General features: G+C 67.9%; 18 protein-coding genes. 10 read left to right on the forward strand and 8 right to left on the reverse strand.

Annotated features, from left to right (window positions below; all coding sequences use genetic code 11):
• Positions 1-15: 15 nt before the first annotated feature.
• Together AC07OC_RS14310 and AC07OC_RS14315 are read right to left on the reverse strand one after the other, a co-directional pair.
• Positions 16-1,506: a di-heme oxidoreductase family protein gene (locus AC07OC_RS14310; RefSeq protein ID WP_218340281.1), complete on the reverse strand. Its 1,491-nt coding sequence runs from the start codon at positions 1,504-1,506 to the stop codon at positions 16-18.
• A 2-nt stretch (positions 1,507-1,508) separates the two neighbouring features.
• Entirely contained in the window at positions 1,509-2,729 is a 1,221-nt protein-coding gene (locus AC07OC_RS14315; RefSeq protein ID WP_494601567.1) for an imelysin family protein, read from the reverse strand.
• Positions 2,730-3,040: 311 nt separating this feature from the next.
• Here AC07OC_RS14315 and AC07OC_RS14320 point away from each other — a divergent pair, with 311 nt between their 5' ends.
• Complete coding sequence (locus tag AC07OC_RS14320) at positions 3,041-5,266, forward strand: PhoX family protein (protein ID WP_494601569.1); 2,226 nt, start codon at positions 3,041-3,043, stop codon at positions 5,264-5,266.
• Positions 5,267-5,368: 102 nt separating this feature from the next.
• On the opposite strand, the gene AC07OC_RS14325 is transcribed toward AC07OC_RS14320, so the two are convergent.
• The 4 genes from AC07OC_RS14325 to AC07OC_RS14340 all read right to left on the reverse strand — a co-directional run bounded on the left by AC07OC_RS14325 (position 5,369) and on the right by AC07OC_RS14340 (position 8,760).
• A complete protein-coding gene (locus AC07OC_RS14325; protein ID WP_255591090.1) occupies positions 5,369-6,190 on the reverse strand; it encodes a FecR family protein in 822 nt (273 codons plus the stop codon).
• Positions 6,144-6,992 (reverse strand): BPSS1780 family membrane protein, encoded by an 849-nt coding sequence (locus tag AC07OC_RS14330; RefSeq protein WP_218295679.1) that lies wholly within the window; start codon positions 6,990-6,992, stop codon positions 6,144-6,146. Before AC07OC_RS14330 ends, AC07OC_RS14325 begins: the two co-directional genes overlap by 47 nt.
• Before the next feature lie 353 nt (positions 6,993-7,345).
• The gene (locus AC07OC_RS14335; protein ID WP_218340043.1) at positions 7,346-8,296 is read right to left on the reverse strand and encodes a homoserine kinase; all 951 of its coding nucleotides are present in this window, start codon (positions 8,294-8,296) and stop codon (positions 7,346-7,348) included.
• 104 nt (positions 8,297-8,400) lie between these two features.
• The gene (locus AC07OC_RS14340) at positions 8,401-8,760 is read right to left on the reverse strand and encodes a hypothetical protein (RefSeq protein ID WP_218295677.1); all 360 of its coding nucleotides are present in this window, start codon (positions 8,758-8,760) and stop codon (positions 8,401-8,403) included.
• A gap of 53 nt (positions 8,761-8,813) precedes the next feature.
• On the opposite strand from AC07OC_RS14340, the gene polA reads away from it, so the two are divergent.
• Complete coding sequence (gene polA, locus AC07OC_RS14345; protein WP_218340044.1) at positions 8,814-11,612, forward strand: DNA polymerase I; 2,799 nt, start codon at positions 8,814-8,816, stop codon at positions 11,610-11,612.
• A gap of 341 nt (positions 11,613-11,953) precedes the next feature.
• Here polA and AC07OC_RS14350 read toward each other — a convergent pair whose 3' ends face one another.
• On the reverse strand, positions 11,954-12,853 hold the full coding sequence (locus tag AC07OC_RS14350) for a LysR family transcriptional regulator (RefSeq protein ID WP_218295675.1): 900 nt from the start codon (positions 12,851-12,853) through the stop codon (positions 11,954-11,956).
• 106 nt (positions 12,854-12,959) lie between these two features.
• Here AC07OC_RS14350 and AC07OC_RS14355 point away from each other — a divergent pair, with 106 nt between their 5' ends.
• From AC07OC_RS14355 to AC07OC_RS14380, 6 genes are all read left to right on the forward strand, one after another.
• Positions 12,960-13,934 (forward strand): Bug family tripartite tricarboxylate transporter substrate binding protein, encoded by a 975-nt coding sequence (locus AC07OC_RS14355; protein WP_218340045.1) that lies wholly within the window; start codon positions 12,960-12,962, stop codon positions 13,932-13,934.
• A 43-nt stretch (positions 13,935-13,977) separates the two neighbouring features.
• On the forward strand, positions 13,978-14,817 hold the full coding sequence (locus AC07OC_RS14360; RefSeq protein WP_218340046.1) for a substrate-binding domain-containing protein: 840 nt from the start codon (positions 13,978-13,980) through the stop codon (positions 14,815-14,817).
• A 147-nt stretch (positions 14,818-14,964) separates the two neighbouring features.
• Complete coding sequence (locus tag AC07OC_RS14365) at positions 14,965-16,032, forward strand: porin (protein ID WP_218340047.1); 1,068 nt, start codon at positions 14,965-14,967, stop codon at positions 16,030-16,032.
• A gap of 216 nt (positions 16,033-16,248) precedes the next feature.
• The gene (gene yghU, locus AC07OC_RS14370; RefSeq protein WP_218340048.1) at positions 16,249-17,151 is read left to right on the forward strand and encodes a glutathione-dependent disulfide-bond oxidoreductase; all 903 of its coding nucleotides are present in this window, start codon (positions 16,249-16,251) and stop codon (positions 17,149-17,151) included.
• A 20-nt stretch (positions 17,152-17,171) separates the two neighbouring features.
• Positions 17,172-17,804 carry a glutathione S-transferase family protein gene (locus tag AC07OC_RS14375; RefSeq protein ID WP_218340049.1) on the forward strand — a complete coding sequence of 211 codons (633 nt, stop codon included), beginning with the start codon at positions 17,172-17,174 and terminating at the stop codon, positions 17,802-17,804.
• 108 nt (positions 17,805-17,912) lie between these two features.
• The gene (locus AC07OC_RS14380; protein WP_218340050.1) at positions 17,913-18,839 is read left to right on the forward strand and encodes a LysR family transcriptional regulator; all 927 of its coding nucleotides are present in this window, start codon (positions 17,913-17,915) and stop codon (positions 18,837-18,839) included.
• Between the two features lie 54 nt (positions 18,840-18,893).
• On the opposite strand, the gene AC07OC_RS14385 is transcribed toward AC07OC_RS14380, so the two are convergent.
• Positions 18,894-20,108, reverse strand: a complete 1,215-nt coding sequence (locus AC07OC_RS14385) for a D-amino acid dehydrogenase (protein ID WP_218295668.1) — start codon at positions 20,106-20,108, stop codon at positions 18,894-18,896.
• Between the two features lie 371 nt (positions 20,109-20,479).
• On the opposite strand from AC07OC_RS14385, the gene AC07OC_RS14390 reads away from it, so the two are divergent.
• Both AC07OC_RS14390 and AC07OC_RS14395 read left to right on the forward strand, forming a co-directional pair.
• A complete protein-coding gene (locus AC07OC_RS14390; RefSeq protein WP_218340051.1) occupies positions 20,480-21,370 on the forward strand; it encodes a transporter substrate-binding domain-containing protein in 891 nt (296 codons plus the stop codon).
• A gap of 19 nt (positions 21,371-21,389) precedes the next feature.
• Positions 21,390-22,187 carry an aspartate/glutamate racemase family protein gene (locus AC07OC_RS14395; protein WP_370627790.1) on the forward strand — a complete coding sequence of 266 codons (798 nt, stop codon included), beginning with the start codon at positions 21,390-21,392 and terminating at the stop codon, positions 22,185-22,187.
• Positions 22,188-22,315 lie beyond the last annotated feature (128 nt).

Raw genomic sequence — 22,315 nt, forward strand, 5'->3', positions numbered from 1 at the left:
CGTGGGGGTAAATTCTCATAACGACTCCACGAATTTCACGAGCGCGTCCCGGTCGGCCTTCTTTATCTTCAGCACCTGGTTCTTGGCCTCTTCGGCCTCGCCGCCGTGCCACAGCACGGCTTCGAGCACGCCGCGCGCGCGCCCGTCGTGCAGCAATCGGGTGTGGCCGTTCACGTCCTTGATCAGGCCCGTGCCCCACAGCGCAGGAGTCTTCCACTGCCGGCCGTTGGCGCCGAAGTCGGGCCGGCCGTCGGCCAGGCGCTCGCCCATGTCGTGCAGCAGCAGGTCTGTGTACGGAAAGATGCGCTGCCCGCTCAGAGCCTTGCTCGTCAGCTGCGGGAACGGCCCCTCCTGGGTGACGTAGCTCGGGCGGTGGCAGGTGGCGCATTGGGCCTGCGAGAACAGGGCCTGGCCGCGCAGCACCTGCGCGTCGTTGAGGTTGCGGCGCGCGGGCGGCGCGAGCGTGGCCTGGTAGAAGATCACGTCGGCCAGGGTCTTGTCGTCGATCTCGACGCCGGGGTGGCCTTGTTCTGCGCCACTCTTGCCGCTGGGTGCGGCCAGGCAGTCCTTTTGCGTGGGTGTGCAGGCCTCCTGCGCAAAGTGGCGCGAGGTGATGCCCATGTCGCCCAGGAAGGCACCGCCCGTCTGGTGTGCAATGGTGGCCACGTTGGCCTTCCAGCCGAAGCGGCCGACAATCATGCGGCCGGCAGGGCCGTCCCACACCTTGTTGGGCACGCCCTTGATGGGGCCGGGGGCAGCGGCCTGGTCTGCCGCGTTGGCAAGGATGTCGGCCTCGGCAATGGCTTCGAGCAGGCCCACGCCGATGATCTGCGGCGCGATGCGCGGGCTCGTCATAACGTCCTTGTGCAGGGGGCCGTAGCCCAGGTCGGCAAAACCGTAGATGGGCTTTTGCAGCGTGTAGGGCGTGCCGTCGGCGAACTTGCCCTTGATGGTGTCGTAGCGCAGGGTCACGCGGCCTTCGGGCTTGACGCCCTGGATGGCCGCGTTGTTGAACTGGTCGCCGTACACCGGGTCGTGCTTGGGGCCGCCATGCGCGTCGGTGCCGGGGATGGATAGGCGGATCAGCAGTGCGACCGTGGGGTCCTTCGTTTCGCCCAGGCGGTTGAAGATTTCTGGCGGCTCGCCCCGGCCGTCCTGCACGTGGCAGCCGCCGCACGAGCGCGCGATGAAGTGCGGGCCGAGGCCATCGCGCGCCTTGGTGGAGGCGGGTGCCTCCACCCAGTTGCGCCGGAAGAACGAGTTGCCGATGACAAAGCGTGTGCGCTCCTCATCGGTCAGGTTGGCGGCCGGGAACGAGAAGGCATTGCGCCCTGTGGCGAACACCGTGGTCTCGCCGCCGGTTTTTTCGCCCAGCGGGTCGGGCTGGGGCGCTGCCGTCAACGACTGCAGGCCCAGGCCGCCGAAGCCGGCGATTGCGACGATGGCGGTGCTGGCTGCCGCCAGGCGCACGGTGCGCCGGCGGGCAATGGCTTGCGCAGGCTTCATGCTCAAGGCTGGACCAGGGTCAGTTTGGTGATGCCGATCGCGTTGGCTGCGGCGACGAGGTCCTTGCTTTGCTGCGTGAGGCTGTCGATGGTCTTCTGGATGCGCTGGCGGCCCGGGGCGTCCTTGCCGCCGATGATCTCGCGGTCGAACGGTGCCTGGATGCCTTCGGCGGCAGCCACCGAGGCCGCGATCTGCTTGGTGGTCTTGTCGGCCAGCGCCGCGTCCTTGGCGGCCACCAGGTCGCGCAGCGATGCGCCCTTGACCACGCTGCCGTCGGCGCGCTGGTACTCGCCCAGCCACACGTTCTGGATGCCCTTGGCATTGGTCACCGCGTCGCGGTGGGTGTTGTCAGAGAAGCACGAGTGCTCGTCTTCCTGGTCCTGGCTGTTCAGGGCCACTTCCAGGCGTTCACCGGCCAGCTCGCCGCGCGAGAGCGAGCCCAGGCCCACCAGCATCTTGCGCACGGACTCCTGGCCGCCGCGCGCGAAGCGGGCGCGGTAGTTGTTCCTGGCGTCGGGCGCCCAGGCCTTCACCAGCGAGGTGAGGTCGTCGATGAGCAGGTCGGTCACCACGGTCAGGTACTGGCGGCGGCGGTCGGCGTTGGGGGCCTTGCCGTCCACGAAGTCTTCGAAGTTGCGGTCGCCCGGGCCTGTCTCGGACAGGTCCTGGCCCCACAGGAAGAACTCGATGGCGTGCCAGCCGGTGGCGATGTTCTCTTCGCCGCCGCGCTCGTTCTGCGCAGACAGGTTCTTCTTGCTGATGGCGAACTTGCGGTTGTTCACCAAGCCCGCATTGGGCTTGCCCTGGACGCTGTCGACGAACGATTCGTCCATGGGCCAGGCGTTGATGCGGCCCTCAGGCCCGTTGTCGTTGTCGATGGGCCCGCCGTAGAAGCGGAAGGCCTCGGTCTGGCCGTAGAACTCGCGCGCGGCCAGCCACTTCTTGCGGGCGTCTGCCAGGGTCTCGGCCGAGGGCTTGGCGGTGAAGGCCTGCACGGCCTCGCGCAATGCCTGCGCGCTGGCCAGGGTGTCGCTGTAGTTGGCATGCACCAGCTGCGCGTAGTGCGCCGCCACGGCCTGGGCCGTCACTGCCTGTTTCGCCTGGGCCTGCGGGGCCGCCGCCGGTGCCGTCTGGGCGGCAGCGCCGGTGCTGTAGGCGCAGGCGAAGCTACCCGCGAAAAACGCAGCCCCCAGCAGGGACGTCTTCAGGGAGGGGAATGTCATGCAGTGGTCTCCAGGGAATCACGCGGGCTGCCGCACGGGCCATGGGCCGGTGGCGGCACCGCGAAGGATGGGTGTGGATGGCGGGGCCGCACTGGCTGGAAGGGGCCTGCGCGCGAGCGTGGGCACAGACGACTGGCTGGGTGGGCGGGAGTGAGAAGGGATTATACAAATGGTAGTGATTCGTATTTGCCGAATTCCCTGGGTCCTGGCCGGGAACGCCTGTCATCAAACCGACGCAAAACCTTCACGGGGATGTCACCCGCGGTTTCTACGCTCCAGGGGTTTTGTAACCAACAACCCGAGGAACCCCCATGACCCACCGCGTGGATACGCCCGAGCAGGCCATCGACTTCAACAATGAAAACGCCAACACCTCCGCCAACCCCACGTTCGACGCGGTGCTGGGCGCCCGCCTGTCGCGCCGTGGCCTGCTGCGCGGCGGCGTGGGCTCCGTCGGCACCACCGTGCTGGCCGGGTTCGGCATGAGTGCCTGTGGCGGCAGCGACGACCCCGTGGTGACGCCTCCCCCCGCCGGCCCCAAGCTGCTGGGCTTCGGCGCCGTGTCCAAGAGCCTGGCCGACGTGGTGGCCGTGCCTGCGGGCTACACCGCCAGCGTGATCTTCGCGCTGGGCGACCCCATTGCGGCGGGCGTGTCCGCGTACAAGAACGACGGCACCGACGGCGACTTCGACAAGCGCGCCGGCGACCACCATGACGGCATGGAATGGTTCGGCCTGGGCGCCGACGGCAAGCGCAGCGACAACGCCACCGAGCGCGGCCTGCTGGCCATCAACCACGAAGCCACCACCGACGAGAAGCTGTCTTCGTACTTCCTGCACGCCAACGGCGGCACCACCACCTTGCCCCGTCCCGCAGCGGAAATCGACAAGGAAACGGCCATCCACGGCATCGCCGTGATCGAAGTGGCCAAGTCCGGCGGCAAGTGGGCCTACGCGCAGAACTCCGCGCTGAACTTCCGCCTCACGTCGCTCAGCCCCATCGAGATCTCGGGCCCGGCCCGCGGCAGCGCGCAGCTGTTCACCAAGTTCTCGCCCACCGGCACCACCACGCGCGGCACGCTGAACAATTGCGGCACGGGCAAGACGCCCTGGGGCACCTTCCTGACCGGTGAGGAAAACTGGTTCGGCTACTTCACGCGTGGCGCCGCCGACGATGCCGCGCGCGGCAACGACAAGAGCGTGACGGCCCTCAAGCGCTATGGCCGCAACCAGGGCGCCGCATCGCGCCACGGCTGGGAAAGCGGCGGCACCGACGACAAGTACCAGCGCTGGAACAACAGCAAGACCGGCACGTCGGTGGACGGCACGGACGACTACCGCAACGAGATGAACGGCATGGGCTACATCGTCGAGATCGACGCCTACGACAAGACCCGCATGGCCAAGAAGCGCACCGGCCTGGGCCGCTTCGCGCACGAGAGCGCGGCCTTCGGCAAGGTGGTGGCCGGCCAGCCGCTGTCCATCTACATGGGCGACGACTCGCGCGGCGAGTACATCTACAAGTTCGTGTCCACCGCCACGTGGAACCCGGCCGACGCCAACGCCAGCGACCGCCTGGCCATCGGCGACAAGTACCTGGACAGCGGCAAGCTGTACGCCGCCAAGTTCAACGCCGACGGCACCGGCGGCTGGGTGGAGCTGTCGCTCACCAACACCGCCATCAGCGGCTATGCCACGTACAAGTTCGCCGACGCGGCCGACATCGTCATCAACACCCGCCTGGCCGCCGACGCCGTGGGTGCCACGAAGATGGACCGCCCCGAGTGGAACGCCGTGAACCCCGCCAACGGCGAGGTGTACTTCACGCTGACCAACAACAGCGCCCGCAGCGCCAACCCTGGCAGCGGCCAGTACCTGCCCGACGCGGCCAACCCCCGCGCCTACACCGACATGAAGGGCACGACCAAGCAGGAAGGCAACCCCAACGGCCACATGGTGCGCCTGAAGGAAGGTGCGTCCGTGTCGGCCTTCACCTGGGACGTGTACCTGTTCGGCGCGGAAGCCAGTGCCGACAAGACGCTGATCAACATCTCGGCCCTGACGGACGACCAGGACTTCTCCAGCCCCGATGGCCTGGCCTTCAGCAAGGCCACGGGCATCTGCTGGATCCAGACCGATGACGGCGCCTACACCGATGCGAGCAACTGCATGATGCTGGCGGCCGTGCCCGGCCAGGTGGGCGACGGCGGCAAGAAGACGCTGACCTACACCAAGGCGGATGGCAGCAAGTTCGACATCGTCTCGCCCGTGGGCAAGGCCGCCACGGCCGACACTCTCAAGCGCTTCCTGGTCGGCCCCAAGGGCTGCGAGATCACGGGCCTGGCCGAAACGCCGGACGGCAAGACGATCTTCGTGAACATCCAGCACCCGGGCGAGTCCACCGGCATGGCCAACCTGGGCGACCCCGCCAAGTTCCAGAGCCAGTGGCCCGCCAACGCCGGCTACGGCGCGGGCAAGCGCCCTCGCTCGGCCACCATCGTGATCACGAAGAACGACGGCGGCAACGTGGGCACCTGACGGGGCGGGGTGAGAGGGAATGGGCCTCTCACCTTCCTTGATGGATTGGTTGCTTGCAGGCCGGCCCAGGGGGGCCGGCCTTTTTGTTTTGGGGGCAGGGGCTCAGTAGTCCGAACCCGGGGGCGGCGGCGGGGCGGGGGGCGAGGGGCGTGCCGGTGTGGCGGCGGGTGTGTCGCCCGCGCCGGGCGTCGCGGTGTAACCCATCTGCCCGCTGCCGTCCTTGGTGCCCTTGCGCCCGGCGATCTGCCAGGCCGTGCGCTGGTGGATGAGGCTGGCCAGGAACTCCAGTTCCTCGTCGGTGTGGTTGATGGCGCCGGCCGGGGTGAGCAGGCGGCCATTGCGCGGCGCGCTCTCGACCCAGAACGACTGGTGGTATGACGCCTCGCTGACCAGGCTTTCGGTGCCCGCCGCCAGGTCCACCGTGCCGTAGCAATTGCAGAAGTAGCCCCGGTTGTCCTGATCGGCGAAGACCTCGGCGTACACCCCCGTGCCCCGGATGCCGGCGGTGGCGGTGGGCAGGATCACCTGGCGCTCCGCGCCCCGGCCCCACACGCTGGCCACGGCGCCGCTGACCAGGCGCAGCACCCTGACGGCGGTGGGCGTCTCGCCCTCCAGCGCCACGCGCGAGTTCTGGCGCACCAGGAAGGCGCCGTCGCCCACCGCAAAGACCACGGTGGCGCCGGGCCCGGTTTCAAGGCGGTCTCCCGCGGCGATGCTGTGCTGCGGGGTCAGCGCCTCGCCGTTGCGCAGCACCTGGCCGCGCAGCTCCACGATGTTGCTGCGCGACTGGGCGTGCGCGGCCACCCAGCCGCCCGTGGCCATCCACAGCGCTGCGGCCTGCAGCAGGCCGCGCCGCTGGTACCAGGCCAGCTCGTCCTCAGTGCGGCCCAGGAGCTGGTGCGGGTGGGGGCGGTGCGTCGTCATGGGGTGGCGCCTCGGAGGCTGGATGGGACGGGGGCTCGAAGCAGTCGCGGAAGGTGAAAACCACCGACGTGAAGAACATGGCCGCCATCACCATCGCGGCCCCCACCATGATGCCGCCCGCGGTCGATCCGGCCAGCCCCGCCGCCGCCAGCAGCGCGGACGCCAGCGTGACCACCACGCCCCCCAGCAGGAACACGCCCAGCCAGCCCAGCCCGTAGACCAGGAACGCGCCAAAGTTGCGCACGCAGGCCACGATGCTGAAGAACAGCGCCTTGACCGGCGGCACGCCGTGCCAGTGCACGAGCCCCGGGGCATGCCAGAACAGCAGCGACAGCGGCAGGTACAGCATCATGGACAGCCACATGGCGCCCTGGAAGGCGGGGTCTTCCGCCACTTCCTTGGTCAGGGCAGCGCCGCCCAGGTACACCCGCGCGAACTGGCCGCCGTCCAGCAGCGCCGACAGGCCCATCACCGCCAGGAAGCCCGCCGCATAGAGGGCGCCGAGCACCAGCATGTCGCGCAGCCGCTGCTGGCCGGTGCGAAACGCCACCAGCAGCACGGCGGGGGTGGGAAACCGCCCCTGCGTGGCTTCCGCCGAGGCCACCATCATGGCCAGGGTGGCCGAGGGCAGCAGCACCAGCGCGATGGCCGGGCCCACCAGCGGAATCAGCGTGGCCAGCGACATGGACGCCATGGTCATGAAGAACAGCGCCGCCAGCGCCATGGGTTGCCGCCAGAACGTCCGGATGCCGAGCTTGACCCAGGCCATGCCGGTGCGGGCGGGGACGATGTGGAGTTTCATGGATGCTTAGGAGGAGAAAAGAGGGTGGGGCCTGCGCCCGGGCACTGCTGGCAGCCGAGAGGCTTCCGCTGGCAGTGCAATGCATAGCTTGGAATTTACCCCAGCGGCCCATTCCGGCCGCGGTGCAAGGGATCCCCCCTGCCGCGAAGGCCCGAACGCGGATTTTCCGCCGGGCCGGTCAAGAAAGGCGCTTCGCGTCTTCGTTCTCCGGTGATCCAGGGCGCTCCGCGTCCGCCGTGGCCCCTGCGGCGGGGTCGGCCCCGGCGCGGAACATGCCGCACGGGCCGCGCCGCCGCGAGCGCGACATCCCCGTGGTGGGGGCGGGCCCCACGGGCGGCTCCAGGGGCTTCATCTCAGGCGTGCACGGGCTGCGCAATGCGGGCGCGCAGCACCCGCTCGAAGTGCGTGGGGTCGTGGGGCGTCAGCATCGAGGCTTCGCGCGGCAGGTGGAAGTCCCACAGGCGCGAGATCCAGAACCGCAGGGCGCCCGCGCGCAGCATGGCGGGCAGCAGTTCGCGCTCGGCCGCCGTGAGCGGGCGCACGGCCTGGTAGGCGTCGAGCATGCGGGTGGCGCGCCCGGCATCGTGCTGGCCCGTAGCGAGGTCGATGCACCAGTCGTTCAGGCACACGGCCAGGTCGAACAGCCAGGTGTCCACGCCCGCGAAGTAGAAGTCGAAGAAGCCGGTGAGCTCTTCGCCCTCGAACATCACGTTGTCGCGGAACAGGTCGGCGTGCACGGGGCCGCGCGGCAGGGCCGCGTAGGCGGCGCCGGCGGCCACATGGTTCTGGTAGGCCAGTTCGGAGCGCAGCAGGGCGGCCTGGGTTGCGCCGACGTGCGGCAACACCACCGGCACCGTTTCGTTCCACCAGGGCAGGCCGCGCAGGTTGGGCTGATGGCGGTCGAAGTCGCGGCCCGCCAGGTGCATGCGGGCGAGCATCGTGCCCACGGCGGCGCAATGCGCGGCCTGCGGCGCCAGCTGGCTCTTGCCGCGCAGCTTGTTCACCACGGCGGCGGGCTTGCCACACACGGTGTGCAGGATGTCGCCGTCCTGGTCGGCGCGCGGATCGGGCACGGGCACGCCACCGTGCGCCAGGTGCTTCATCAGGTACAGGTAGAACGGCAGCTGCGCGGCGGTGAGGCGCTCGAACAGCGTCAGCACGAACTCGCCCTGGTCGCTGGTGAGAAAGTAGTTGGTGTTCTCGATGCCACCCTCGATGCCGCGCAGCTCCACCAGCTCACCCAGTTGCAAACGGCGCAGCAGCTCGCGCGCCTCGGTGTTGGAGACTTCGGTAAAGACGGCCATCGCTCAGGGGGGTTACAAAGAAATGAAAAACTGACAGCAAAAGGGCAGGGCGTGCAGCGGCTTGATGGGGGGCAGCGCGGTGGCGCTGCCCGGCCGCAGGGGCCTCAGAACTTCAGCACGTTCCAGACGCGCGGGGCGGTGGTGGTCTCCGCGCCGCTGTTGCTGCCCGCGCGGCTGCGGGCGCCGTCGGGCGACTGCACTTCATAGCCGGGCAGGTTGCCGGTCTTGGGCTGCACGGAAATGATCTGGGTCTGGCCGCCCACGCGCAGCTCATCCACGCGGTTGCCCGCGTCTTCGACATGGATGCGCTCGGTGCGCTGGTTGGAACGGCCTGCAGGTTGCTCCTGGTTTGAGAGCGCCTCGCGCGTGTCTGCCGTGCCCTGGGGGGCATTTTGGCTTGAACTCTGGGCTAGGGCGGTGCCGGAGGCAATGCCCAGCAGCAAAAGGAGGTGAAGAGCGCGCATGGGGCGATTGTAGGGCGCGGGCTGGGCGGGGCTCGGCCGTGCACAATTGCCGCATGAGCAACAAAAAGACCCTGGTGCTGGTGGACGGTTCCAGCTACCTCTACCGCGCCTTCCACGCCATGCCCGACCTGCGGGCCGTGCCGGGCGACCCGACCAGTGCCGCCACGGGCGCCATCCGGGGCATGATCAACATGATGCAGGCCCTGCGCAAGGAGGTGACGGCCGACTATGCCGTGTGCGTGTTCGACGCCTCGGGCCCCACCTTCCGCGATGCCCTTTACACCGAATACAAGGCCACGCGCTCGCCCATGCCAGACGACCTGCGCAGCCAGATCGAGCCCATCCACGAGGTGGTGGACCTGCTGGGCTGGAAGGTGGTGGCCGTGCCTGGCGTGGAGGCCGACGACGTGATCGCCACCTTGGCCAACGTGGCGGCCGCACAGGGCATTGAGGTCGTCGTGTCGAGCGGCGACAAAGATTTGAGCCAACTGGTCAACGAGCACATCACCATCATCGACACCATGAGCGGAAAGCGCCGCGATGTGGCGGGCGTGACGGCAGAGTTTGGCGTGCCGCCTGCGCTGATGGTGGACTACCAGGCGCTGGTGGGCGACACCGTGGACAACGTGCCCGGCGTGGCCAAGGTAGGGCCCAAGACCGCCGCCAAGTGGCTTGAAGAATATGGCTCGCTCGACAGCTTGATTGCCAACGCCGACGCCATCAAGGGCGCGGCGGGCAACAATCTGCGCGAGGCGATTGCCAGCGGTCAGCTGGCATTGAGCCGTCAGCTTGTCACCATGAAGACCGATTGCGCGCTGGCCGACTACATCCCCGGTCTGCCCGCGTTTGACGACATCACGCTGGACGCGCCAGACAACACCGGCTTGCTGCCGTTTTACGAAAAGTATGGCTTCAAGGGCCTGGCCAGCGCGATCAAGGGCGCAGCGGCCCCCGCCACCACAGCTCCCACCGTTGCCATGCCTGGTCAAAGTGGTGATTTGTTTGCCGACCACTCGGCCAGCACCGTGGCCGAAGAAGCCCAGCACCGCACCGTGGTGTACGACACCATCCTCAACTGGGCCGACTTTGACCAGTGGCTGGAACGCCTGCACAAGGCCCCGCTGGCGGCGATCGACACTGAAACCGATTCGCTCGACGAGATGCGTGCGCAGATCGTGGGCATTTCCTTCAGTGTGCAGCCCGGCGAGGCCGCCTACATACCGCTGCGGCATGAAGGCCCCGACGCACCCGCGCAGCTGCCGATGGACGAGGTGCTGGCCCGACTCAAGCCCTGGCTGGAGAACGCCAGGCACCACAAGCTGGGCCAGCACATCAAGTACGACCGCCATGTGTTCGCCAACCACGGCATCGAGGTGCAGGGCTACGCGCACGACACCATGCTGCAAAGCTACGTGCTCGAAGTGCACAAGCCCCACAACCTCACCAGCCTGGCCGAGCGCCACACCGGCCGCAAGGGCATCACGTATGAAGACCTGTGCGGCAAGGGCGCGCACCAGATCCCGTTTGCCCAGGTGCCCGTGGACAAGGCCGCCGCCTACTCGTGCGAAGACTCGGACCAGACCCTGGACGTGCACAACGCGCTGTGGCCGCTGCTGCAGGCGGACGACAAGCTGCGCTTCATCTACGAGCTGGAGATGCAGAGCAGCGAGGCGCTGTACCGCATCGAGCGCAACGGCGTGCTGATCGATGCGCCCACCCTGGCCACGCAGAGCCACGAGCTGGGCCAGCGCATCCTGCAGCTCGAAACCGAGGCCTACGAGATCGCAGGCCAGCCCTTCAACCTGAGCAGCCCCAAGCAACTGGGCGAAATCTTCTTCGACAAGCTCGGCATGCCCGTGGTCAAGAAAACCGCCACCGGCGCGCGCAGCACCGACGAAGAGGTGCTGGAAAAACTGGCCGAGGACTACCCCCTGCCCGCCAAGCTGCTGGAGCACCGATCCTTGAGCAAGCTCAAAGGCACCTACACCGACAAGCTGGCCCAGCTGGCGCTGCCGCGCACGGGCCGCGTGCACACCCACTACGCGCAGGCCGTGGCGGTGACGGGGCGCCTGTCGAGCAACGACCCCAACCTGCAGAACATCCCCATCCGCACGCCGGAAGGCCGCCGCGTGCGCGAAGCCTTTGTGGCCCCCGCAGGCCGCGTGATCGCCAGCGCCGACTACTCGCAGATCGAGCTGCGCATCATGGCCCACCTCAGCGGCGACCACTCGCTGCTGCACGCCTTCCACGCGGGCCTGGACGTGCACCGCGCCACGGCGGCCGAGGTGTTTGGCGTCGAGGTGGAGCAGGTCAGCAGCGAACAGCGCCGCTACGCCAAGGTCATCAACTTCGGCCTGATCTACGGCATGAGCAGCTTCGGCCTGGCCAAGAACTTAGGGATAGAAACCAAGGCCGCAGCGGCATATATCGACAAATACTTCCAGCGCTACCCCGGCGTGAAGCAGTACATGGACGACACCAAGGCCGCCGCCAAGTCCATGGGCTATGTCGAAACCGTGTTTGGCCGTCGCCTGTACCTGCCCGAGATCAACTCCCCCAACGGCCCCCGCCGCGCAGGCGCCGAGCGCGCGGCCATCAACGCGCCCATGCAGGGCACTGCGGCGGATTTGATCAAGCTGGCCATGGTGGCCGTACAGAAGGAACTGGACGCGCACAAGCCCAGCATCCAGATGATCATGCAGGTGCACGACGAACTGGTGTTCGAGCTGCCCGAGGGCGAGGTGGACTGGCTCAAGAGCCACATCCCGCGCCTGATGGCGGAGGTGGCTGCGCTGAAGGTGCCGCTGCTGGCCGAGGTGGGGGTGGGGGCGAATTGGGACAAGGCCCACTGAGGCCCAGGAGAGAACCGACGCGGGGAGGCAGAAATTTCGGTATTTTTGCCCGCCGGCGCTTATCCAGCAATCGCTGGCAGCTATCAAATTTTATGTCGTTGCCTGCGTCGCCGTCTCGCTGGAGAGACAAGCGGCTAGTTAGCTGCTCGCAAGACCCGTTTACGCCCTGGGTGAGAACACGAACAGCCGACCTTCGAAGTGAAGTGGTACTCCAAAGACAAGCTTCTCCAGGTTCGGAAGGTACAGCCAGCATCAAGCCCGCATCGCTGGTGCGCCGTGTGACGGTGAATTGCCCGTGGGTAAGCCACACCAGAGTACGCATTGCGGCTGCCGGGTCTTCCTCAACCCGCGCCGTGCAACTGCTTCACCCGTGCCCTCAATGCGTCAGCCGCGGGTGACAGCACACGGTCGCGCCGCTGCAGCAGACCCAGGGTGCGCCACAAGTCGGGCGCGCTGAGGGGCACGCCGCAGACCTCGGCGTGAGCAGGCGGCAGTGCCAGCTGGGGCAGAACGGCCAGCCCCAGGCCACCCTCCACCAGGGCCAGCGCGCCCGCCACGTGATTGCATTCGTACCAAGCCACCGGTTGCTCGGGCAGGTCGGCCGTGGCCTGGTCCAGCAGCAGGCGGTTGGCGCTGTCGCGCGATACCGACACCAGCCGCATCCCGGCCAGTTCGGCCCAGGGCACTTCCTTGCGCTTGGCCCAGCGGTGGCTGCGCGGCATGGCCAGCATGTAGCGCTCTTTGGTCAGGGCTTCAAAGCGAACGGCAGACTCCTGACTGCCCGTGAAGCTGAGCCCGAAATCGGCCGCGCCGCTGAGCACGGCGTCCAGGACCTGGCTTGCGCTTTCGTCCATGACATGCACCTGCACTTCAGGTTGCGCGACTGCAAAGCCGCGCAGCACACGGGGCAGGAGATGGCTGGCCACCGACGGGATGCATGCAATCGTGACCCGCCCCCGGCGCAGGTGTACCTGGTCGCTCACACGCTGCACGGCCGCATCCAGCCCGGCCAGCGCGGTGCGAGCCTCGTGCAGAAACTCCTGGCCGATGGCGGTCAGTTCCACGCTGCGGGTGGTGCGCTCCAGCAGTCGCACGCCCAGGGCCAGCTCCAGCCGCTCCACGCGCCGGCTCAAGGCGGGTGCCGACAGGCACAGCGCTTCGGCGGCAAGCCGGAAGCTCGCCTTCTCCGCGGTGGCCACGAATGCCTGCAGTTCACCCATATCGAATTTGATGCGTGCCATGCAACAGTCGCTCCTTAAATTGCAATTCACAGACCATTGTGCCCTGCCTAGACTTGCGCTCCTAGCAAGGCCGACCGTGCTTCGGCCGCTTCTGGAAACCACCCAAATGCAACGACGTTCAATGATCGCGGCGGCCACCCTGGCAGTCAGCCTTGCGCTGGCTTACACCACAGCCCAGGCTCAAGACTTCCCTCCCAAAAAGCCGGTCACCCTGGTCGTGGGCTTTGCCGCCGGCGGTTCGGCGGATATCGCTGCGCGGCTGATTGCCAAGAAGCTGGGCGAAAACATTGGCCAGAGCGTGATGGTGGACAACAAGCCGGGCGCGGGCGGCAATCTGGCGCACACGCAGGTTGCCACCGGTCCATCGGATGGGTCGGTGCTGCTGTTTGGATCGATCGGGCCGCTCACCATCGCGCCCCATTTCATGGCCGTGCGCTACGACCCGCTCAACGATCTGTCGCCCATCACCATGGGAGTGAGCTTTCCCAATGTGCTGGTGGTGCCGGCCAGCACCGGCATCAAGACCCTGGGCGAATTCGTGGCGAAGGCCAAGCGTGAGCCCGGTAAGCTCGACTTTGCCTCGACCGGCCCTGGGTCTGCTTCCCACCTGGCGGGCGAGCTGCTCAACGATGTGGCCAAGATCGATACCGTGCATGTGCCCTACAAGGGGGGTGCCCCGGCGCTGCAGGATGTGCTGGGCGAGCGGGTCACGTCGTTTTATGCGGCCCCTCCCACGGCGCTGCCCCACATCGAATCGGGCAAGCTGGTGCCGCTGGCCACCACCGGGCTGACCCGCCCCGCCTACCTGCCCAATGTGCCCACGGTGGCCGAGACGTTCCCGGGCTTCAATGCCACCAACTGGTATGCGTTCGTGGCTTCGGCCAAAACGCCCAAGCCGTTGCTCGACCGCTGGAATGTCGAGCTGGTGAAGGTGCTCAACACCCCCGAGGTACGCGAAAACCTCCTCAAGCACGGCCAGACGGCTGCGCCCGGCACGCGGGAAGAACTGGGCAAGTTCATCGCGGCAGAGCACGGCAAGTGGGGCCGCATCGTGCGCGAGCGAAAGATCACTGCGGACTGAGGCGCAGCGCCCCGCATTCCAACAAGACATCAGGAGACAAGACATGCAATCCGTCCATTCGACGACTACCCGGCCCCCGCGGGCGCCGCGCCGACGATTCCTGAACGCCATGCTGGGCACCGCGCTGGCGGTGGGCCTGGGCATGGCGGGCGCCGTGCCGGCCAGCGTCCAGGCCGCAGAGATCCGCGTGGTCACATCGGGCGGCTTCTCGGCTGCGTACGACCAGTTGATCCCGCTGTACGAGCAGGCCACCGGCCACAAGGTGGTCACGGAGCGGGGTGCATCCATGGGCAACGCGCCCGATTCGATCCCGAGCCGTTTTGCCCGCAACGAGCAGTTCGATATCGTCATCCTGGCCGATTCGGGCCTGGAGGCACTCATTGCCCAGGGCAAGGTGCAGCAGGGCAGCCGCGTGGATCTCGCGCGTTCGATGATCGGCATGAGCGTGCGCAAGGGCACGCCCAAGCCCGACATCAGCACGGTCGATGCGCTCAAGAAGACGCTGCTCGATGCCAAATCCATCGCCTACTCGGCCAGCGCGAGCGGCGTCTATCTGTCGACCGAATTGTTCCCGCGTCTGGGTGTCGCGGAGCAGATCAAGGACAAGGCCACCAAGATATTCAGCGAACGCGTGGGCGCGGTGGTGCTGCGCGGCGATGCCGAGATCGGCTTTCAGCAGGTGAGTGAGCTGTTGCCGTTCAAGGAGCTGGAGTTTGTCGGCCCGTTGCCGGACGAAGTGCAGCAGCGCGTGTTTTTCTCGGCCGGGGTGGCGGCTGGGTCGACCAATCCGGAAGCGGCCCGCCATCTGATCCGCTTCCTTTCGGCGTCGGCTGCAGCACCCATCATCCGCAGTACCGGCATGGAGCCCGCCACCGCTCGCTGACGCGGCGACTCCCGGCACCGCCCAGGCACGCCCCCTGCGCCCGGGGCGCATGCCCCTTCCTGCGCGCACCTCAGACACGACAGGCACCGGCTTTGCACGGTGCGGCTGGCGGCTGCGCGCACATCACTACAACGACAAAAGAGTCCTATGACCCGCTTGATTCCTGTCCTCGTCGCCGCACTGAGTGCGCCGGCCTTCGCATTTGCCCAGCAGGGTGGCCCCACCGTGTATGGCATCGTCGACGCCAGCGTGCGGCACACCTCGGGCATGACCTCCGCCAACGCACCGGCCGCCGCGTCGGCCACCGGCCTGGCCAGCGGGGTCGACAACACCAGCCGCATCGGGTTCCGCAGCCGCGAGGACCTGGGCGATGGCATGTACGCGCTCTTCAACCTGGAGACGGGCCTGAACGTGGACACGGGCAGCACGGCCAACGTCACCAAGTTCTTTGATCGAGCCGCCATCGTTGGCGTCGGTGGTTCGTGGGGGCAGGTCACCCTTGGGCGTCAGACCAATCTGTTGGCCGATGCCGTCAGCCCGGTGGATGCCGTGGGTATGCGCTTTGCGGCCTTCAATCCCAACATCGTCACTGCGGCCTTGAGTAACCACGGCCTCGGGGTGGAGTACGGTGCCACCGGGTCTTCCAGCGGGTCGTACCGGCTGGACAACTCCTTCAAATACACCGGTTTCTTCGGTCCGGTCACGGCCCGGGCGATGTACAGCGTGGGTGAAAACGCCGGGTCCACCGCCGCCCAGCACTCGGCCGGTGCCGGCCTGGCGTACACGGCCGGGGGCTGGGTCATCTCGGGGGCTTTCCAGCGGTTCACCACGGCGGCAGACCTGCTGCTGCGTGCCGCCACGCTGGGCGCTGCCTACCAGTCCGGCAGCGTGCGCCTGGCGGTCAACACCGCGCGCAACCATGCGCAGACGTCAGCATCGGCCCGCACCGGGCAGCGCACCCATTCGGCCGGCGCCACCTGGTCGGCGACGAACACGATCGACCTCACCGCGGCGTGGTACCGCGTGGAGCGCGAGCGCACCGGGGCCAGGGAGGACGGGTACAGCCGGACCATGCTGTTTGCAGAATATAAATTCTCACGCCGCACCAAGCTCTACGCCGAGCTGGACCGTACCCGCTGGCGCGCGGGCTACCAGGGCGCGGCCCCCAAGAGCCGAGCCACCGGGATCAGCAGCGGCATCGCGCATACGTTCTGAGCCGCGTCGCGGTCCTCCGGTGCGGGCCGCCGAGGCTGCCTGGTCGACCCCGCTCTGCGGTGCCCCCGGCATTGCCCTGCTCCATGAAAGAGTCTGGAAGCGGACGCCGGAAAGGGCATGGGTGGTAGCCATGCAGGCGCGCAGGGTCGCCGCTAAACTCGTGAGGCAACCCGTGGCCGCATGGCCGCCTCTCCCACATTTGCCTGGAGCCCCTGCATGCCCGATCCCACCCCTTACACCCCACCCGCCATCTGGCAATGGAACAAGGAAAACGGCGGCCATTTCGCCAGCATCAACCGGCCCATCGCCGGTGCCACGCACGACAAGGAATTGCCCGTGGGGAGGCACCCGCTGCAGCTGTATTCGCTGGGCACGCCCAATGGCGTGAAGGTGACGGTCATGCTGGAAGAGCTGCTCGCGCTGGGCCACAGCGGCGCGGAGTACGACGCGTGGCTGATTCGCATCAACGGGGGGGAGCAGTTCGGTAGCGGGTTTGTTTCCGTGAACCCCAACTCCAAGATCCCTGCACTGCTGGACCGCACGGATCCGGCCCACCCAGTGCGCGTGTTTGAGTCCGGCGCCATCCTGATGTACCTGGCCGAGAAGTTCGACAGCGCCTTCTTGCCCAAAGAGGGCGCGGCGCGGGCCGAGTGCCTGTCGTGGCTGTTCTGGCAGATGGGCAGTGCGCCGTTTGTGGGCGGCGGATTTGGGCATTTCTATGCCTATGCGCCGGTCAAGATCGAATATGCGATTGACCGCTATGCGATGGAGGCCAAGCGCCAGCTGGATGTGCTGAACCAGCGCCTGGCAGTGACCGAGTATGTGGCGGGGGATGAGTACACGGTGGCGGACATCGCGATCTGGCCCTGGTATGGCTTGCTGGTGAAAGGGCAGGCCTACAACGCAGGCGAGTTCTTGCAGGTGCACGAGTACACGCATGTGGTGCGCTGGGCCGAGCAAGTTGCCAAGCGCCCGGCGGTGCAGCGCGGGCGCAAGGTCAACCGCGTCAATGGCGACCCGGCCAGCCAGTTGCGCGAGCGGCATGACGCCAGCGACTTTGACACCAAGACGCAGGACAAGATCGAGGCGGCGGCAGCAGCTTCTTCACCCGCACGCTGAGTTTTTTGCAAGGCGTCATCATGATCACTTTGTACGACTGCGCCACCGCGCCCAGCCCGCGCCGTGCGCGCATCCTGCTGGCAGAAAAGGGCGTTGCCCACGACACCGTGCAGGTGGACCTGCGCAATGGCGAGCAACTGGGCGAGGCCTACCGGCGCATCAACCCGCAGTGCACGGTGCCCGCGTTGCGCACCGAAGAGGGTTTGCTGCTGACCGACAACGCGGCGATCACCGCGTATCTCGAAGCGCGCTACCCGCAGCCTGCACTGCTGGGCGAGACGCCTGCAGAAAAGGCCGAGATCGCTAGCTGGAACTGGCGCATGGAGTTCGAGGGCCTGCAGGCCATTGCCGAGGCGCTGCGCAACAGCGCGCCCGCCATGGTCAACCGGGCGCTGCCGGGCGCGGTGGACTATCCGCAGATCCCGGCCCTGGCCGAGCGTGGGCTGGTGCGGGTGGGGCAGTTCTTTCAGCTGCTCAACGAGCGCCTGGCGGGCCGCGACTTCATGGCCACCGACCGCTTCAGCGTGGCCGACATCACGGCCGGGGTGGCGGTGGACTTTGCGCGCGTGGTCAAGCACAAGCCGGGCGAGCAGCACCCGCACCTGCTGCGCTGGCGCGCGGCCATGGCGGCGCGGCCGTCGATGTCGTTGTAGAACCGTTACGGCCGCCAGCTAGCCGCCCGACCGGGCTGCCGCAGCCCGTTTCCGCAATGGGGAGATTCAAGGATTGCGTGCCCGGCGCGTTCCTTGCATCGTTGCACCATGCGCCTTCGCCACATAGAAGTTTTCAACGCCGTCATGCTCACCGGCAGTGTGAGCGCGGCGGCCCGCCTCATCAACGTCACCCAACCCGCCGTGAGCCGCATCCTCGCCCACGCGGAGCTGCAGCTCGGTTTTCCGCTGTTCCACCGCCTCAAGGGCCGGCTGGTGCCCACCACCGAGGCGCAGACCCTGTACCCCCACATCGAGCGCCTGTTCACCCAGCTCGACGACGTGCAGCGCCTGGCCAACAGCTTGAAGAGCGACCGGCGCGAAGGCGAGCTGCACATCCTGAGCGTGCTGGCGCTGAGCTACGAAGTGCTGCCGCGCGCGCTGCGGTTCTTTCGCCAGGCGCACCCGGACGTGGTGATCACCATCGATGCGCTGCATTCGCCCCAGATCGTCTCGGCCCTGGTGCTGCAGGAAGCCGACGTGGGCTTCGTGTTCAGCGCCGTGGCGCACCCCTCGCTCACGCAGGAGCACCTGGCCGATGGGCGCATGCTCTGCGTGGCGCCCAAGGGCATGCTCGATGCGGCGCTGGTGCGCTCGGGCACCGTGCACCTGGCCGATCTGGTGGAGACGCCCGTGGTGCGCCTGGACGTGCGCGACCCCATCGGCACCGTGGTCAACCATGCATGCCGCGAAGCGGGCGTGGGCCTGAAGACGGCGATCACCGTGCAGACTTACCACGCGGCGCTGGCGCTGGCGCACCACGGGCATGCGGTGGCGGTGGTGGATGCGTGCACCGCCGCATCGGCGGACCGCGGCAAGGTCGACGTGCTGGCGCTCGCGCCCCATATCGCCGTGCCCATCAAGTCGCTGCGCACCGTGAACCGGCCCAGCTCGCTGCTGGCCAGCGCCATGACGCGTTGCATGCGCCAGGCGGTGGCCGAGACCATGGAATCCGTGGGCCTGCCCGTGGCCGATTGAGCTGGCGGCGCGCTCCCGCAGCCCGCCGTGGCGGGCACGGGCAGCGCCGTACGCTCAGGCCGGCGCGAGCAGCTGCGCCACCTGGGCCGCGGTGCCGAACGCGAGGGTGAAACCCAGGGCGCCGTGCCCCGTGTTCAGCAGCAGGTTGGCGGGCGCACGGACATGGCGGCCCACCACGGGCACGCCGGTGGGCGTGGCCGGGCGCATGCCCGTCCAGGGGCGCAGCTCGCCAAAGTCGCTGCAGCGTGGAAAGACCGCGCTCGTGGCCTGGCACAGGCTGCGGATGCGCGCGGGAGGAATCTGCGCATCGTGCCCCACCAGTTCCGCCATGCCCGCCACGCGCAGGCGCTGGCCAATGCGCGCGAACACCACCTTGCGCGCCGCATCGGTCACGTTGACGCGTGGCGCGGCGCCCGCGTCGCCCGTGGCATCGAGCGTGATGCTGTAGCCCTTGAGCGGGTAGACCGGGAGGCGAACGCCCAGTGTCCGCGCCACGGCATGGCTGGCACTGCCCAAGGCCAGCACGAACTGCCGCGCCTCGATGGCCCCCTGGCTGGTGTGGACGGCCTGGATGTGCTGCCCCTCGCGCACGAAGTCCTCCACCCGGGCGCCGAGCACGAAGCGCACGCCGCGCGCAGCAAGCAGGTCCTGCAGGCCCTGGCAGACCTTGAGGCAATCGGCCGCGCATTCGCTGGGCGTGTGGATGGCGCCCGCGATGTGGCGCTCGTAATGGGCGAGGGCGGGTTCCAGCTCCACGCACCGCGCGGCGGACACGGCCTCCTGCGGGCGGCCCCAGGGGCGCTGCAGTTCCATCTGCCGGCGCGCGCCCGCGAGGCCCGCGGGCGTGTCGTACAGCACCAGCTTGCCGGTGGTCGAAAAGTCGCAGTCGAGCTGCTCGGCCCGCAGCATGGCCTCGAACCGGCGGCGGCTCAGCGCGGCCAGATCGAGCAGTTGCCGGGTGCTCTGCTCCGACGTGCGCCGGTTGCAGGCGCGCAGGAACGCCACGCCCCAGCGCCACTGGTGGGGGTCCCACTGCGGGCGCAGCTTGAGAGGGGACTGGGGCGACAGCAGCAGCCGGGGCAGCTGGGCCCAGATGCCCGCGTCCGCGAGCGGCTGCACGTAGCTGTAGCTCAGCTGCGCACCGTTGCCGCCGCTGGCGCCGGCGCCGGGCTGGGCCTGGTCGACCACGGTCACCTGCATGCCGCGCTGGTGGAGTTCATACGCGGTGGCCAGGCCGACGATGCCTGCGCCGAGGACACATACCTGCATCTTGTGGGCTTTTTGGTGGATGGAAGCGCAATGTAGGGCGCGGGCCGGCGCCTGAACAATGCCAATGCGCGGGGCAGCCATGCCGGGAAGTTATGTGGATGCGCGCACGGGAAGGGCGCGCGCGGGTGCATAAGTTGCGAGGGCCTCGTGGAAAGAGGCACGCGGATGGTGCGATGGCGTGCACCAGTCTGGCGGCATAACTTTTCGTCATGGCCTACCCGTGCAAATGAATTGTTCAAGGGCGGCGCAAATTCCTACAGTGCCCCTGCGTCCGGATTTTTCGCATTCATTCCATCATTCATGTTCGTTCGTTCGTTCGCTTGCTTGCTTGCTCCCCCTCCATCCATCTGCTTTTGCACAAAGGGATTTCCATGAAGCTCTCTGCCCTCACCAACGCCGCCATCGTGGCCACCGGACTGCTGGCCAGCACCGTGGCCAGTGCCGACACCCTCAAGAAGGTTGCCGAGTCGGGCAAGATCACCGTGGCCTACCGCGAGTCGTCGGTGCCCTTCAGCTACCTGGCCGGCCCGGGCGCGCCGGTGGGCTTCGCGGTGGACATCACCAACGCGGTGGTCGACGCGGTGAAGAAGCGCGTGAGCAACCCTGCGCTCAAGGTGGAGCTGCAGGCGGTCACCTCGCAGAACCGCATCCCGCTGCTGCAGAACGGCACCATCGACCTGGAGTGCGGCTCCACCACCAACAACAGCACGCGCGGCAAGGACGTGCAGTTCGCCATCAACTACTTCTACACCGGCACGCGCCTGCTGACCAAGAAGTCGTCGGGCGTGAAGAACTACGCCGACCTGGCCAAGAAGAAGGTGGCGAGCACCTCCGGCACCACCAATGCGCAGGTGCTGCGCAAGTACAGCCGGGACAACAACCTCGATCTGGACATCGTGCTGGGCAAGGACCACGACGATGCCGTGCTGCTGGTGGACAGCGGCCGCGCCGAGGCGTTCGCCATGGACGACATCCTGCTCTTCGGCCTGATGGGCAATGTGCGCAATCCGGCCGACTGGGCGGTGGTGGGCGACTCGCTGCAGGTCGAGCCCTACGCCTGCATGCTGCGCAAGGACGACCCGCAGTTCCAGGCGCTCGTCAACGGCGTGATCGGCACGATGATGAAGTCCGGCGAATTCGAGAAGCTCTACACCAAGTGGTTCAGCTCGCCCGTGCCGCCACGCAACCAGAACCTCAACCTGCCCATGAGCACCGAGCTGCGCGAGAACCTGGTGGCGCAGAGCGACAAGCCGGCCCTTTGAAGCGCGAGCCGCAGAGCACGTGCCAGTGTCCGCAAGCCACGGCCCGCTGCCGCAGGTGGTGGGAATCCTCGGGGGCATGGGCCCCGCCGCGGGGGCTGATTTCGTGCGCCTGTTCGTGCAGGCCTGTACCGAGCGCATGGGCGCGCTGGGCATTCCCGTGCACGACCAGGCCTATCCCGAGCACTGGCTGGCGCAGGTGCCGATCCCGGACCGCACGGCGGCGCTGAGCGACACCCGTGCGGGCGCGCACCAGCCGGCCGAGCCCATGCTGCAGGCCACGGGGCGGCTCGCGGCGCTGGGGGCCCGCGTGGTGGCCATTGCCTGCAACACGGCCCATGCCTGGCATGGCCTGCTGCAGCAGCGGTTCCCGCAGATGGTGGTGCTGCACGGCATGCAGGAGGTGGTGGGCGGCCTGGCCGCCGCCGGGGTGCAGGGCGTGGGCCTGCTGGCCACCCGGGGCGCCTACGACGCGGGCCTGTACCAGCGCGAGCTGGCGTACAGCCGCATCGAGTGCTTCGTGCCCACGCTCGCGGAGCAGGACGCGCTGATGCAGGGCATCTACGGCGGCGTGAAGGCCGGCGACTATGCCCTGGCGCGGGACCGGTTCGAGTCCGTCTCGCGGGCGTTGCAGCGGCGCCACGGCGTGTCCACGCTCATCATGGGCTGCACCGAGATCCCGCTGGCGCTGAGCGAAAGCCCGCGCCTGGACGGGGTGGCGCTGGTGAACCCCTCGCTGGTGCTGGCCAGCGCATTGGCTCGGCATGCGTACCGCGACGCGACCCTGCCACCCGCCCGGCCTGCGGCCCACCCGGCCTGAATCCCGGGGATGGCCTGGTTCAGCACGCACACCGCGTGTACGACAAATGCTTCACCGCGCCCATTGCACCCAGGGTGGATGAAACCGGGCATGCGGATGCCTCACCTGCTGCTGGTGGATTCGCTCAC

The sequence above is a fragment of the Acidovorax sp. GW821-FHT10E04 genome, assembly GCF_059415185.1.

Coding starts and splice junctions, on each gene's coding strand:
- AC07OC_RS14310 (WP_218340281.1), bottom strand. CDS start 1,506: ATGAAGCCTGCGCAAGCCATTGCCCGCCGGCGCACCGTGCGCCTGGCG.
- AC07OC_RS14315 (WP_494601567.1), bottom strand. CDS start 2,729: ATGACATTCCCCTCCCTGAAGACGTCCCTGCTGGGGGCTGCGTTTTTC.
- AC07OC_RS14320 (WP_494601569.1), top strand. CDS start 3,041: ATGACCCACCGCGTGGATACGCCCGAGCAGGCCATCGACTTCAACAAT.
- AC07OC_RS14325 (WP_255591090.1), bottom strand. CDS start 6,190: ATGACGACGCACCGCCCCCACCCGCACCAGCTCCTGGGCCGCACTGAG.
- AC07OC_RS14330 (WP_218295679.1), bottom strand. CDS start 6,992: ATGAAACTCCACATCGTCCCCGCCCGCACCGGCATGGCCTGGGTCAAG.
- AC07OC_RS14335 (WP_218340043.1), bottom strand. CDS start 8,296: ATGGCCGTCTTTACCGAAGTCTCCAACACCGAGGCGCGCGAGCTGCTG.
- AC07OC_RS14340 (WP_218295677.1), bottom strand. CDS start 8,760: ATGCGCGCTCTTCACCTCCTTTTGCTGCTGGGCATTGCCTCCGGCACC.
- polA (WP_218340044.1), top strand. CDS start 8,814: ATGAGCAACAAAAAGACCCTGGTGCTGGTGGACGGTTCCAGCTACCTC.
- AC07OC_RS14350 (WP_218295675.1), bottom strand. CDS start 12,853: ATGGCACGCATCAAATTCGATATGGGTGAACTGCAGGCATTCGTGGCC.
- AC07OC_RS14355 (WP_218340045.1), top strand. CDS start 12,960: ATGCAACGACGTTCAATGATCGCGGCGGCCACCCTGGCAGTCAGCCTT.
- AC07OC_RS14360 (WP_218340046.1), top strand. CDS start 13,978: ATGCAATCCGTCCATTCGACGACTACCCGGCCCCCGCGGGCGCCGCGC.
- AC07OC_RS14365 (WP_218340047.1), top strand. CDS start 14,965: ATGACCCGCTTGATTCCTGTCCTCGTCGCCGCACTGAGTGCGCCGGCC.
- yghU (WP_218340048.1), top strand. CDS start 16,249: ATGCCCGATCCCACCCCTTACACCCCACCCGCCATCTGGCAATGGAAC.
- AC07OC_RS14375 (WP_218340049.1), top strand. CDS start 17,172: ATGATCACTTTGTACGACTGCGCCACCGCGCCCAGCCCGCGCCGTGCG.
- AC07OC_RS14380 (WP_218340050.1), top strand. CDS start 17,913: ATGCGCCTTCGCCACATAGAAGTTTTCAACGCCGTCATGCTCACCGGC.
- AC07OC_RS14385 (WP_218295668.1), bottom strand. CDS start 20,108: ATGCAGGTATGTGTCCTCGGCGCAGGCATCGTCGGCCTGGCCACCGCG.
- AC07OC_RS14390 (WP_218340051.1), top strand. CDS start 20,480: ATGAAGCTCTCTGCCCTCACCAACGCCGCCATCGTGGCCACCGGACTG.